The organism is Nonomuraea sp. NPDC049784 (genome assembly GCF_040659615.1).
Taxonomy (GTDB): Bacteria; Actinomycetota; Actinomycetes; order Streptosporangiales; family Streptosporangiaceae; genus Nonomuraea.
Map to the genome: position 1 here is coordinate 1 of NZ_JBFAMX010000270.1, position 13,544 is coordinate 13,544.

10 protein-coding genes and 1 pseudogene are annotated in these 13,544 nt (G+C 70.5%); 6 read left to right on the top strand and 5 right to left on the bottom strand.

The annotated features are described in order from the left end of the window. Nucleotides 1-190 precede the first annotated feature (190 nt). The 3 genes from AB0J09_RS37570 to AB0J09_RS37580 are packed head-to-tail and all read right to left on the bottom strand — an operon-like array spanning nt 191 to nt 2,807. Nucleotides 191-1,087: a DUF58 domain-containing protein gene (locus AB0J09_RS37570; protein WP_360701703.1), complete on the bottom strand. Its 897-nt coding sequence runs from the start codon at nt 1,085-1,087 to the stop codon at nt 191-193. A gap of 6 nt (nt 1,088-1,093) precedes the next feature. Continuing rightward, on the bottom strand, nt 1,094-2,083 hold the full coding sequence (locus tag AB0J09_RS37575) for a MoxR family ATPase (protein ID WP_360701706.1): 990 nt from the start codon (nt 2,081-2,083) through the stop codon (nt 1,094-1,096). Between the two features lie 28 nt (nt 2,084-2,111). Further along, nucleotides 2,112-2,807, bottom strand: a complete 696-nt coding sequence (locus AB0J09_RS37580) for a trypsin-like peptidase domain-containing protein (RefSeq protein WP_360701709.1) — start codon at nt 2,805-2,807, stop codon at nt 2,112-2,114. A gap of 294 nt (nt 2,808-3,101) precedes the next feature. Here AB0J09_RS37580 and AB0J09_RS37585 point away from each other — a divergent pair, with 294 nt between their 5' ends. Together AB0J09_RS37585 and tuf are read left to right on the top strand one after the other, a co-directional pair. Next, complete coding sequence (locus AB0J09_RS37585) at nt 3,102-4,352, top strand: MFS transporter (RefSeq protein ID WP_360701711.1); 1,251 nt, start codon at nt 3,102-3,104, stop codon at nt 4,350-4,352. A gap of 408 nt (nt 4,353-4,760) precedes the next feature. Then, nucleotides 4,761-5,948: an elongation factor Tu gene (tuf, locus tag AB0J09_RS37590; RefSeq protein ID WP_360701713.1), complete on the top strand. Its 1,188-nt coding sequence runs from the start codon at nt 4,761-4,763 to the stop codon at nt 5,946-5,948. Nucleotides 5,949-6,032: 84 nt separating this feature from the next. Here the strand turns inward: tuf and AB0J09_RS37595 are convergent, their stop codons facing one another. Then, nucleotides 6,033-8,855: a glycoside hydrolase family 2 TIM barrel-domain containing protein gene (locus AB0J09_RS37595; protein ID WP_360701716.1), complete on the bottom strand. Its 2,823-nt coding sequence runs from the start codon at nt 8,853-8,855 to the stop codon at nt 6,033-6,035. 36 nt (nt 8,856-8,891) lie between these two features. Continuing rightward, complete coding sequence (locus AB0J09_RS37600) at nt 8,892-10,040, bottom strand: amidohydrolase family protein (RefSeq protein WP_360701718.1); 1,149 nt, start codon at nt 10,038-10,040, stop codon at nt 8,892-8,894. 208 nt (nt 10,041-10,248) lie between these two features. Between AB0J09_RS37600 and AB0J09_RS37605 the strand changes: the two genes are divergently transcribed. The 4 genes and pseudogenes from AB0J09_RS37605 to AB0J09_RS37620 all read left to right on the top strand — a co-directional run. Then, nucleotides 10,249-11,253, top strand: coding sequence for an NAD(P)-dependent oxidoreductase (locus AB0J09_RS37605; RefSeq protein WP_360701721.1), 1,005 nt, complete (start codon nt 10,249-10,251; stop codon nt 11,251-11,253). Beyond that, nucleotides 11,240-11,929, top strand: a complete 690-nt coding sequence (locus AB0J09_RS37610; RefSeq protein ID WP_360701724.1) for a PIG-L family deacetylase — start codon at nt 11,240-11,242, stop codon at nt 11,927-11,929. The genes AB0J09_RS37605 and AB0J09_RS37610 overlap by 14 nt, the downstream gene beginning before the upstream one ends. Next, on the top strand, nt 11,926-12,858 hold the full coding sequence (locus AB0J09_RS37615; protein ID WP_360701727.1) for a methionyl-tRNA formyltransferase: 933 nt from the start codon (nt 11,926-11,928) through the stop codon (nt 12,856-12,858). Before AB0J09_RS37610 ends, AB0J09_RS37615 begins: the two co-directional genes overlap by 4 nt. Next, nucleotides 12,843-13,544: pseudogene (locus tag AB0J09_RS37620) on the top strand (hypothetical protein); the annotation flags it as partial. The gene AB0J09_RS37615 and the pseudogene AB0J09_RS37620, both read left to right, overlap by 16 nt.

A 13,544-nucleotide genomic window follows, 5' to 3' on the forward strand; every position in this document is an offset into this window, starting at 1 on the left:
GCGCCGAGACGACGGCCGCCCAGGTGAGCGCCGCCGTGACGAGCAGTCCGACGGCCAGCAGCAGCGGGGAGGACAGGGTCATGAGCCTCCTCCGTGTCTGTTGATGACCTCGACAAGCTCGGTCATGAGACCTCCTTCGTCGGCCTCATGACCAAGGTGCTGTGCTTATTGATGACCTCGACAAGCTCGGTCATGATGACCGGTCCCGGGTTCGGGCGACGACCTCGACGAGCGCCTCGGCCAGATCCCGATCGGTGTCGATGCGGTGGACGGGCACCCCGGCCCGGCGCATGCCCGCCGCGAGCCGTGCGTCGCGGGCGTCGACGGCGGCGCGGAAGCGTACCCGCAGCAGCGGGTCGGCGGAGTCGACGACGAGCTGCTCGCCGGTCTCGGCGTCCTCGACCACGATCAGCCCGGCTTCGGGCAGCACGTCGTCGGCGGTGTCCACGATCCGCAGTGCGACGACCTCGTGCCGCCGGGCCAGGCGCTGGAGCGAGCGCTCCCAGTCGCCGTCGCCGATGAAGTCCGACAGCACGACGATGAGTGCGCGGCGGCGCGCGAGCCGTCCGGCCGCATCGAGCATCTCCGCCAGGTCGGTGGTGGCGCTACCGCGCGCCCCAGCGGTGCGTTCGGAGGTGCGTTCCAGCTCGGCGCCGATCCGCAGCGCGTGCCGCCGGGAGGTGCCGGGCGGCACGACGCGCAGCATCCCGGTGTCGAACAGCAGGGCGCCGACGCGGTTGCCGCCCCGGCCGAACAGCCGAGCGAGGACGAGCGCGAGCTCGGCCAGTACGTCGTGCTTGCCGCGCCCCGGCCGGCCGGCCGCCATCGACGCCGACCGGTCGAGCACGAGCCACACCGTCAGCTCGCGGTCCTCGGTGAACACGCGCAGGTGCGGCTCGTCCAGCCGTGCGGTCACGTTCCAGTCGATGTGCCGGGCGTCGTCGCCGTCGCTGTAGACGCGCAACCCGGTGAAGTCGATCCCGGAGCCGCGGTGCGCGGTGCGGTGGGCGCCCTGGAGCCGGCCATCCAGCCTGCGGACGACCTTCCACTCCAGGCGGAGCAGGAGCCTTTCGGGGGTGGTGGCCATGGCAGCTCAGCGGTTCTGCAGGACGACGTCGGGTGCCCGGACGGCCCCGAGCGCCCTGGTGATGATCGTGTCGGCGTCGACATCATCCGCGAGGGCCTCATACGACAGCACGAGGCGGTGGCGCAGCACGTCGAGCGCGAGCTCGGACAGGTCGTGCGGCAGGGCGTAGTCGCGTCCACGCAGGAACGCCAGCGCCCGGGCGCCCGTGACGAGCGCGATGGACGCCCGCGGGCTCGCCCCGTAGGTGACGTACCGTTCCAGCTCGCCGAGCCCGGCCGTCGCGGGGGAACGCGTCACGGAGACCAGCCGTACCGCGTAGTCGACGATCGCCGGATCGACGTACACCTTCTGAGCACGGGCCCGCATCTTGATCAGGTCCTCAGCCGTCACCATCGGCTGCGGCGGCTCGGGCGGACGCAGCGCCCGTCCGACGATCGCCTGCTCTTCGGCCTGCGTCGGATAGTCGACGACCACCTTCATCATGAAACGGTCGACCTGCGCTTCGGGCAGCGGGTAGGTGCCCTCCGACTCGATCGGGTTCTCCGTCGCCATGACCAGGAACGGCTCGGGCACCCGGAACGTCTCACGGCCGATCGTCACCTGATGTTCCTGCATCACTTCCAGCAGGGCGCTCTGCACCTTGGCGGGGGCGCGGTTGATCTCGTCGGCCAGCAGCAGGTTCGCGAACACCGGGCCGAGCTCGGTTTTGAATTCCCCGGAGTGCTGGTGGTAGACCCGCGTGCCCACGAGGTCGGCGGGCACCAGGTCGGGGGTGAACTGGACGCGCTGGAAACTCCCGGCGATCGTGGCGGCCAGCGACCTCACCGCGAGCGTCTTGGCCAGGCCCGGCACGCCCTCCACCAGCAGGTGACCGTCGGCGATCAGCGCGACGGCCATGCGCTCCAGCAGGACGTCCTGCCCGACGATCGTGCGTTTGACCTCGAACAGCACCTGTTCGAGCGGATGAGCCGAATCGGGGGACTTGGTCGAGGTCATATGGTGTTCCTTCTCGTGACGCATCCGGTCATATCTGCGGTCCGTCGCCCGGCGGGCCGTCGCCTTCGTTACCACCCAGTGCCGCGCCGATCGGCACCGCGAAGGCGATACCGGCGAACGCCTCGTCGCCTCCCGGGTCGGCGATCGAGACAACGATCCCGATGACCAGGCCGCGAGCGTCCAGGAGTGGACCGCCGGAGCTGCCCGGATTGACGGAGGCGTCGAACTGGATGAGCCCGCCCAGGTCGCGATCTCCCTCTTCGGTGGTCCTGTTCAAACCCGACACCACGCCGGTGGAGACGCTGTAGGTCAGACCCAGCGGATTGCCGATCGCCACAACGGGCGCGCCCACCGCCACGGCGCCGCCGAGCGTCGCGGGGACGACGATCTCCGGCAGCTTCGCGGGCTTGAGGGTCGCGACGTCGCGCTTGGGATTCGACGACGCGACAACGGCCTTCGTCTTGGTGCCGTCGGCGAATGTCAGGTTGACGTCCTTCGTACCCTTGATGACGTGGTGCGCGGTCAGGATCGTCCCGTCCTCGGCCGCGATCACCCCTGTTCCGAGCGACTTCCCGGCCTGAATGACCACCACCGACGGCCCGACCCTCTTGAAGACCTCGGCCGTCGTGAGCGTCGCACTGGGCGTCGGGGTCGCGCTCGGCCTGGGCGCGGCCCCTTCGCCGTTCCCACCGCTACTTCCCAGCCAGTACGCCAGCACCGCCACGACGACCAGTGCGCAGCCCCCGACGACAAACCGCCGAGCCTTCCCGGCCACGGCTCCCTGAGCTCCCTGAGCCCCGGCCGCACCGACCTCCTGCGGCACGCGCTCCATGCCCCCATATTCATAAAACTCAGTCGAAAGTGCTACAAAGCGCGCCTGAGAACTCCATGAGAACCGGTCCCCGCGGCCCGCGCTCTCCTAAGGAGGGTGCCGCAGGTTCGACTCGTGCCGAGGGCGCGCTCTTCCCATGGCATCGCTGCGATCACGCCCGGACAGGGCCGTGGCAAGATACCGGGAATGTCAGGGAAGCGATCACTGTGGCGTCATCGTGATTTCGTCCTTCTGTGGAGCGGCCAGAGCGCCAGCATGCTCGGCAGCGAAGTGACCCTGCTGGCGTTGCCGCTGGTCGCGGGTGTGGTGCTGGGGGCTTCACCGTTCGAGATGGGTGTGGTCGCCGCCGCTCGCAAGTTGCCCGTGCTGTTCGTCTCACTGCCCGCCGGGGCGCTGGCGGACCGGTGGCGTAAGCGGCCGGTCATGATCTGCACCCATCTCATCGCGGGAACAGCCATGGTGTCGATCCCGGTGGCCGGAATGTTCGACGGGCTGACGTTGGGCCAGCTCTATGCGGTGGCGGCGGTCGCCGGGATCTGCGAGACCCTGTTCAACCCGGTCTACCAGAGCTACCCGCTCATCGTGCTCGGCCCCGACCGGCTGGTCGAAGGCAACGCCAAGCTCAGTCTGGCGATGACGGGAGCGATGACGGTGGGCGCCTCGCTCGGTGGGGTCCTGGTCGACCTGGTGGGCGCGGTCAGGGCGATGCTGGCCGACGCCATCTCCTTCTTCGTCGCCGCCCTGGCCATCTGGTCGATCCGCACCCCAGAGCCGAAGCCCGAGCCGAAGCCGGACGCCAGGATGTGGAAGGAGATCGCCGAAGGGCTGCGCTACGTCTACACCAACCGCCTGATCCGCCCGATCGCGGTGTCCGGGCCGATCTTCTCCTTCACCCTCGCGGGCACCAACGCCCTCGGGATCATCTACGCCACTCAGGAACTGCGGTGGCCGCCGTACGTGACCGGCCTGGTGCTCGGGCTGAGCTCGCTCGGCGGCGTCCTTGGTGGGTTGCTCGCCCATCGAGTCATCGCCAGGCTCGGCATCGCGCGGACGGTGTTGTGGAGCTCACTCGTCTACGCCGTCGGCGATTTCCCGCTGGTCCTGGTCTCGCCCGGGCTCGCCGGGGCGATCGTGGTCGGCGCCGGGTGGACCGTCCTGCTCGTCGGCGCGATCCTCGTCCAGATCAGCCAGCGTAGCCTGCGCCAGCTCATCACCCCTTCGGACCTGCAGGGCAGACTCGCGGCAACCACCAGATGGCTGTCGTGGGGCAGCGCCCCGCTCGGCGCCCTGCTCGCCGGGGCAGTGGCTGAGGTGATCGGCATGCGGATGACCTTGCTCGCCGCCGCGATCCTCGTCGGTTTGGGGCCCCTGACCCTCTGGTTGTCTCCGCTACGCACCATGAAGCAGGACCCCGTCGTGGCGACGGGCGTAACGTGACGAGGCCGGAGATCGCCGTGCGGATGGGCTAGCGTCGCGCGGCATGGCTATCTCGAACCAGACGGTCGCGACTTTGCGGGAGGCGACCGGCACGCCATTGCCGCCTGGGCATCCCGTTCGGGGAGGGCTGGCGCACTACGGCTACTCCTGCGACTGGGGGTAGATGGCGAGCCGGCACACCAGCCCCCGTCGGGAATATTCCGTTGCGGTTGCGTGCTGGTGGTCGCACTATGTTCCTCATGTTCCTGCACGCTCACCTTGCGACGCCCGCGGTGCCGGGTGTGCTTGAGCGTGTCTGCGACGGCCTGGAGCGTTGACCTCTTCCCGTACGTCCCTGAGGTGACCCGGCGGGGGGAGGTTGTCGGCCCGGACGGGTCACGAAATTTCCAGGTATGTCAGGAAGGAACCATGGCCAAGCAGGCCTACGTACGGAACAAGCCTCATCTCAACATCGGCACGATGGGGCACGTCGATCACGGGAAGACCACGTTGACCGCTGCCATCACGAAGGTGCTGGCTGAGCGAGGACAGGCCACGTACACGCCGTTCGAGAGGATCGACCGCACGCCCGAGGAGGCGCAGCGGGGGATCACGATCAACATCTCGCACGTCGAGTACGAGACCGCCACCAGGCACTACGCCCATGTGGACATGCCCGGCCACGCCGACTACGTGAAGAACATGATCACGGGGGCGGCGCAGCTCGACGGCGCGATCCTGGTCGTGTCCGCGCACGACGGGATCATGCCGCAGACCCGGGAGCACGTGCTGCTCGCCAAGCGGGTCGGGGTCGAGCACCTGGTCGTGGCCGTCAACAAGGCCGACGGCGCGGACCCGGAGCTGATCGACCTGGTCGAGCTGGAGCTGCAGGATCTGCTGGCCGAGCACGGCTACACCGGCGTCCCGATGGTGCGGGTGTCCGGTCTGCGGGCGCTGGAGGGCGACCCGGTCTGGACGGCGTCGATCGAGGCGCTGCTCCAGGCTGTGGACGACCACATCCCCGTGCCCGTGCGGTACGTGGACGCGCCGTTCCTCATGCCGGTCGAGAACGTGCTCACGGTCACCGGCCGGGGCACGGTCGTCACCGGGGCCATCGAGCGCGGCACGGTCCGGGTCGGTGACACGGTGGAGGCGATCGGGTTCGGGGACGGGTTCAGCGCCGTCGTGACGGGCGTGGAGACGTTCGGCAAGACGATGGAGCGGGGCGAGGCCGGTGACAACGCGGCCGTGCTGCTGCGCGGGGTCCGGCGCGAGCAGGTACGGCGCGGCATGGTGCTGGCGGCGCCCGGCAGCCAGCGGGCCCAGCGGTCCTTCACCGCCCGCGTCTACCTGCTGACCGCGGAGGAGGGCGGGCGGCGCAAGCCGATCGCGTCCGGGTACCGGCCGCAGTTCTACCTGCGGACGACGGATGTGCCCGGCGAGATGACGCTGCTGCCGGCTGAGCCCGGTGGCTCGGTGGCCGCTCAGCCGGGTGACACCGTGGACGTGGTGGTCGAGCTGGGCAAGGCGGTGGCGCTGGAGCCCGGGCTCGGCTTCGCGATCCGGGAAGGCGGGCTGACCGTCGGTGCGGGCACCGTTCTCACGGTGGCCGACTGACCCGACCGGCTCCCGCCGGTCAGTGCCGCGTCCCGTTGCGGCCGGGTGCCGCCCTCAGTCGTGGGCGGCACCCGGCCTGTGGTGTCAGCGGGTCCCTGGCGCGAAGCGGAGGCTGAATGTGGCGGGGTGCGCCCTCAGCTCGTACTTCGGCAGCGCCCCCGGCCCGCACGTGGCGGTGCCGATGCCCTGGTGGGCGAGGTCCAGGTGCAGGTGCACCCGGTCCCCCGCCACCAGGTCGGGCCGGTGGGAGGCGGCGGCCAGTTCGTCGGCGCTCCACCGGCGTGCCGTCAGCCCGAACACCGGATCGCCCGACACCGTGAACGCCCCGAAGGAGGCCCACCGCACGTCGGCCCGGTGACCGTTCTCCTGCGGGTAGACGTACGGCGTCTGCAGCTCCTCGATGCTGGCCGTCCAGCGGCCCACCCGCGCGGCCATGCCCGTGTCCGGGTACGCCTCGCCCGGTCCGCGCCCGAACCACGTGACCCGGTCCACGGCTGTCCCCGGCAGGGTCATCGTGAGGCCGAGGCGCGGGATCGGATCCTGCCAGTCGCCGTCGGGCTCGATGTCCACGGTCAGCAGCAGCTCGCCGTCCCCGGACAGGGCCCACCGGTACGTCGCCAGCATTCCAAGGTCGGTCGCGGCGGGCGCGACCCTGGTGCGTACGGTCAGTTCGTCGCCGAGGTCGACGGAGTCCACCCGGTGCGTGAGGCGGTGCAGGCCGAGGCCGCGCCACTTCGCTTCCAGGCCGCCGTACCGGTCGTTGTCGGTCGGCGCCCGCCACAGGTCGAGCCGCGGGCCCTCGACGTCAAGGCCGAAGAGCCGCACGAGCCGTCCGGTGGCCGGGTCGAACGCCGCGTCGCCGAGGACGTGACGCTCCTGCCCGTCCACGACGACTCGCCTCGGAGAGCCGGGAGCGGCGGGTCGCGGTGCTGTGGGCGTTCCGGGGGGCGTGAGGCGGGTCTGGCCCCAGGCGATCTCGTGCCCCGCCGCGGCCCACGGCTGGTCGGAGGCAAGAACGGCGCGCACGGTCAGCCACAGCTCGGCCCCCGAGGCGTCCCCGTCGCCGGAGCCGGACGTGAAGGGCAGCTTGACCTCGCCGCCCTCAGCGGGCACCGACAGCTGATGCTCGGCCACCGTCTTTCCGTTCTCCTCCACAGTGGCGACGAACTCCAGGTGCGACAGGTCCACGAAACCGTGGTTGTTGACGACCCGCACCACGCCGTCCCCGAACTCGAAACGGACCGGCTCGAACACCTTCTTCAGGTCGACCAGCCCAGGCGAGGGCGTGCGATCGGGGAACACCAGCCCGTCGATCACGAAGTTCGAGTCGTGCACGGGCTCCCCGTAGTCACCACCGTACGCGTACTCATGGACAGGATGCGCCAGCCCGTGGTCGATCCACTCCCAGATGAACCCTCCGGCCAGCCGCGGATACCGCTCGAACAGCTCCTGGTACTCGACCAGCCCGCCGGGCCCGTTCCCCATGGCGTGGGCGTACTCGCACTGCATGAACGGCATGCCCCGCCTCCGCGCGTCCAGCGCGGGGTCGTCGAGGGGGGCCTCCTCGCGCCGCCCGATGGCCTCGACCTCGGCGTGCGAGGCGTACATGCGCGAATACACGTCCGTGTGCGCGCACGACCGGTCCCCCTCGTAGTGGATCGGCCGGGACGAGTCACGCGAACGGGTCCAGTCGGCCATGACGGCCAGGTTGCGGCCGACGCCCGCCTCGTTGCCGAGCGACCACATGATGACGCTGGGGTGGTTCTTGTCGCGTTCGACCATGCGGCGCATGCGGTCGAGCAGCGCGTCGGCGTAGCGCGGGTCGTCCGTGGGGTTGCCGCGCCAGCCGACCTCGCCGAAGCCGTGGGTCTCGAGGTCACACTCGTCGATCACCCACAGGCCCAGCTCGTCGCACAGGTCGAGGAAGTCCGGGTGGGGCGGGTAGTGGCTGGTCCTGACGGCGTTGACGTTGTGCCGCTTCATCAGCAGCACGTCCTCGCGCATCGTCTCGTACGGGACCGCCCGGCCGCGCGACGGGTGGAACTCGTGCCGGTTCACGCCCTTGAACAGCAGCGGGCGGCCGTTGGCGAGGAGCACGCCGTCGACGATGGAGATCGTGCGGAAGCCGATGCGCAGCCGTACCGTCTCCTCGGGGAACGTCACGACGGCGTCGTACAGGCGGGGCGTCTCGGCCGTCCACGGCTCCGCCTCCACCGGCACCTCGACCCCGGGCGCGAGGTCGGCGACGCCGAGCTCGGGGACGCTCAGCCTCCCGGAGCCCTCGAAGCTGAGCGTGGCGCGGCCGTCGGCGTAGGAGGTGTGCACGAAGACGTCGGCGGCGGAGCGGGTGAGCGTGACGTCCCGGAAGATGCCGGGCAGCCACCACATGTCCTGGTCTTCCAGGTAGGTGGCGGCCGACCACTGGTGCACGCGGACGGCGAGCACATTGCGCCCGGGCCGGAGGTACGGCCCCGCGTCGAACTCGGCGGGCAGCCTGCTGCCGGTCCAGAAGCCCAGCTCGTGGCCGTTGAGCCAGACCCTGGCGAAGGAGTCGGCGCCCTCGAACCGCAGCCGCCCGCCCGTCCAGCCCTCCGGCAGGTCGAAGACGCGGCGGTAGTCACCGGTCGGGTTCTCGTCCGGGACTCGGGGCGGGTCGATCGGGATGGGGAAGTCGACGTTCGTGTACGCGGGCGCGCCGTGGCCGTGCAGGTTCCAATGAGACGGGACCGGGAGCGAGCCCCAGTCCGAGTCGTCGAAGGGCGGCTGGGCGAAGTCATCGGGGATGTTCGCGGTGGGTGAGAGGCGGAAGCGCCACATCCCGTTGAGATCGAGGGCGGGCGCGTCGGAGCGGAGTGCGGCCCGGGGTTCGAGGAGTCCCGAACCTGGGGTGAATGTTTCGAGGTCCATCGTGGCTGAGCCTAGACGTCCTCGCCGGGAAGGTCGCTAGCCGCCCCCCAGATCGTAGACTCTGCGGGCGTTTCCGGCGCCCACCATGAACGCCACCCGCATGGCCTGCTCCACCGACCACTCCCCCTCGGCCACGAACCCGCCCAGCACCCGCGCCATCGCCCGCCGCCACAGCAGCGCCCCGAGGTGGTGCAGCTCGGCGGGCCCGAAGGCGTCGGACGAGAAGAGGATCTTCGCGAACGGCGCCACCTCCAGGCTCTCCGCCACCACCGCCACGCTGCGCGCCCCCGTGTAGCTCACCCCCAGCCCCACGTCGAAGAACACGTTCGGGTACGCGTGCGCCAGGAACCCCGCGTGCCGCTGGTACGGGTAGCAGTGCAGCAACAGCAGCGGCACCCCGGTCGGCTCGGCCAGCTCGATCAGCCCGCGCAGCAGCAGCGGGTCCGACCGGCGCAGGTCCACGTCCGGATCGCCGTACCCGATGTGGAACTGCAGCGGCAGCCCGCGCTCCAGCCCCGTCCAGATGAGGTGCCGCAGCAGCACCGGGTCCGCCAGCCTGCCCCCTTCCGACAGCCAGCGCCCGGCGGCCTCCGTGACCTCCTCGCGCGAGGGCGGCGTGGGGTCGAAGTCGAGCCCGTACCGGTAGGCGGCGATGCTCTTGAGCCCGCGCGCCGAGCGCGTGCGCTCCCACAACGCCTCCGCGAACCGGTCGGCGAACGCGCCGGCCCCGCATCCGCCGGCGGCCACCTGCTCGGCCACGGTCTCCAGCCGCACCACCTCGTCGGCGGGCACGCCGCCGGCCTCCGCCATGCCGGACGGGCCGAGCAGCTCCTCGCCCCGGTAGCCGGTCTCAACGAGGAAGTGCCCGATGCCGCTGGCGGCCAGCAGCAGCCGGTTCGTCTCGTCGGCGCCGAGCCTGGCGCGCCTGGCCAGGTACTCCTCCGGCGTGCAGTACGGGTCGAGCCCGAGCACCGGCGCGCAGTGGCGCAGGATGGCGTAGCCGAGCTGGGAGTCGAACTGGGTCATCCACGGCGGCACCGGCCGGTCCGATTCGGTGATCATCTCCTCGAACGCCTTGCGCGACAGGTCGTGGGACGTGACGCCGTGCACGTGGTGGTCCACCAGCGCCATCTCCTCGATGGCCCGCACGAAGCCGCTGGGCAGGAGGTCGAGCTCAATGGACATCGGCGATGTCTCCCAAGGTGTTTCCCAAGGCGTCTCCCAAGGTCAACGTACCCGGGTGCTACCCCCGTCGGCCCGGCTTCACGCGCCATGGTGAAAATTGTGGCCATGGGTGACAAGAACCACGAAAACTGTTTTAATCCCTGGCTAAGTGACTAAGGGGCTACATAGCCCTATGTGACCGTTTTCCTCGAGCGGGAAAGGCGGGTCCGTGCGAGCACCAGGTGGCGAAGTAGTCATCACTGGCGGTCTCGGTTTCATCGGCTCTCATCTGGTGGACGCCTACCTCGCGGCGGGCCACCGCGTACGGATCATCGACTCGAACGCCGGCGCGGTCGTGGACGGCGAGGACTACGACGCGGATCCCCGCTGCACGGTCATCCGCGAGCGCGTGGAGGACCACCTGGCGACCGGAGGCGACTTCGCGGGCGTGGACCGGGTCATCCACGCCGCCTCCTACGTCGGCCCGGCCAGCATCCTGTCGCGCTCGGGGCGATTAGGGCACGACATCATCGGGAGCACCGCGCCGGTCATCGAGGCGTGCGTCAGCGCCGGGGTGCCGCTGTGCATGTTCAGCTCGGCCGAGGTGTACGGGCGCAGCGGCGTGCTGGACGAGAAGGACGACATCGTCGTGCCGACCCAGTACAACACGCGCATCGAGTACGCGATCGCCAAGACGCTGGCCGAGGCCATGGTCTGCAACAGCCGCCGGCACGGGCTGCGCGGGATCGTCATCCGGCCGTTCAACGTGGCGGGCGCGCGGCAGTCGCGGGCGGGCGGGTTCGTGATGCCGACGTTCGTGCAGCAGGCGCTGGCCGGGCGGCCGATCACGGTGTTCGCGGGTGGCGAGCAGGTCAGGGCGTTCGTCGCGGCGAGCGACCTGACGGCGTTTCTCATCGGTTACATGGACATGGCGCTGGACGGCGACGACGTCATCATCAACGTCGGCAACCCGGCCAACGCCGTCACCGTCATGGAGCTGGCCGAGCGCGTGAAGTCGCTGCTCGGCAGCCCCTCCCCCATCGTCGGCGTGGACGGCAGGAGCGTGCACGGCCCCCACTACGCGGAGGCGGAGTCGTTCCACAAGATCCCGGCGCTCAGGACGGCGACCGACCTGGGCTGGCGGCCGCGCGTTACGCTCGACGAGCTGATACTGAGCACCGCCGACTACTACCGCGCCCGCGAGGACCGAAGGGCAGTGAATGCGCCGCTTTGACCGCGTCCTGGTGATCTCCCCCCACGCCGACGACGAGGTCCTGGGCTGCGCCGGTCTGATGGCGGCGCAGGCCGAGGCCGGGGCCGAGGTGCACGTCTTGTATCTCGCGGTGGACGGCATGCGCCACTACGGGCTGGACGGCGCCACGACCTACCCGCAGCGGCTGGAGGAGATCGAGGCCGTGCGGGGCCTGCTCGGCTTCACCTTCGAGATCGCGTACGGGGACGGCGGGCTGACCGAGCGGCTCGACACGCTGCCGCGCAGGGAGCTGGTCGACCTGTTCGAGCAGGCGCTGAACGAGCGGCGGCCCGACCTGCTGCTGCTGCCCAGCTTCGCCGACTACGACCAGGACCACGTCGCGGTCTTCGACGCCGGGTTCGCCGCCGCCCGGCCGATCGCGCAGCAGTTCGGCAAGTGGCTGGTGCCGAACGTCTTCATGTACGAGATGTCGAAGATCCAGTGGGCGTCCGAGCCGATGCCCCGTTCGACCGCGTACTGCGACATCTCTGCCTACATGGAACGGAAGCTGGCGGCGCTGCGGGCGTACAAGAGCCAGCACCGGCCCTCGCCGCACATCAGGAGCGAGGAGTCGGTGACGGCGCTGGCCACGTTGCGCGGTGCGGAGATCGGTGTCACTCAGGCGGAGGCGTTCGGGGTGTTGAGGGAGGTCCTGTGAAGACGTACGCGTTCGCCACGGGGATGGAGTTCGCCGCTCCGGCGGTGGACGTGCTGGTCGCCCAGGGCACTCCCCCGTCGTTGCTGATCGGCTACCCGCCGAACCTGCAGCACCGCTCCGGGTACGCGCCGCTGCGGGAGGCGTCGGACAAGCACGGCATCCCGCTGCTGGAGACGTCCGACATCAACGACGGGGAGGCGTACGAGCTGGTCAAGGGCATGGACCTGTTCGTGATCGCGGGGTGGTCGCAGCTGGTGCGCGAACCCCTGCTGTCGGCGTGCCCGCTGGGGTCGATCGGGCTGCATCCCACCCGGCTGCCCGAGGGCCGGGGGCGGGCCGCGCTGCCGTGGACGATCATCAAGCGGCTGGAGACGAGCGCGGTCAGCCTGTTCTTCCTGGACGAGGGGGCCGACACGGGCGACCTCATCGCGCAGCGGGAGTTCACGATCAGCCGGCGCGACGACGTCAGCGCCGTCTACCGCAAGGTCACGCAGATCAACGTGGACCTGCTGGCGACGTACATCCCGCTGCTGCTTGAGGGGCGCGTCGTGGCCCGCGCCCAGGGGCCCGGCGGGTCCTGGTGGGAGAAGCGGCGGCCCGAGGACGGGTTGATCGACTGGTCCCGGCCTGCCTCTGACCTCTACGACTGGGTGCGTGCGCTGGCCGCGCCCTATCCGGGAGCGTTCACGTCGGTGTCGGGGCGGCGGCTGTACGTGCACAGCGCAGATCTCGTCGAGTACGGCGCGACGGAACCCGCCGGGACCGTGCTCGCGCCCGTGTGGTCCACCGGCGTCGGCGGGGTGCTGGTGGCCTGCGGGTCTGGGCTGCTGGTGGTGCGCGAGGTGCAATGGGAGGGCGAGGAACGGCGCGACGCCCTGGACCTGATGGAATCGGGCGAGCTCGCGGTAGGCGCATGCCTGGGCAGCTGACCGGGATCGACGGCGTGCGGTTGAGCGGTGCCGTGATGGCACATCCCCGGCGCAGGGAGGCGGCCGAACGGCTGGCCGGCGACGTGCTCGGCGTCGTCACCGACCCCGATCCGGCCGGCCGCCCTTCGGCGTTCCGCACGTCGCTGCTGGCCTGGTCGAGCATCCCCGAGAGCTCCACGCACCACTTCCTGCTGCACGACGACATGGTGCTGTCCAGCACGTTCTTCGAGCGGGCCGAGCGCGCCGCCCGCGCCATGCCGGACGCCGCGCTCGCCCTGTTCGCGTTCTGGAACTCCCGCAACGGCGCCGCCGTCCGCCAGGGGGCGCTGGCCGGGGCGCGGTGGGTGGCGGGGGCGGGCGAGTACACGCCGGTGGCGGCGCTGCTGCTGCCCAGGGAGGTCGCCGAGGGGTACGTGGAGTGGGCGAAGGACCGGGGCGACACCTGGCCCGACGACGTGCTCATGGGGCGCTATCTGCGGCAGGCCGGGGTGCCGGTGTTCGTGGCGGTGCCGAGCCTGGCCGAGCACGAGGACCTGGCGAGCTTGGTGGACAACGACTTCCAGGGGCTGCGCCGCTCGCCGTGCTTCTTCACCGACGACCCGCTGGCGGACCAGGGCGAGGACGCCGTGCTGGACGACCTGCCGGTGATCCCGTTCTTCAAGCGGGGCGTCGCGCAGTGCGCCGTA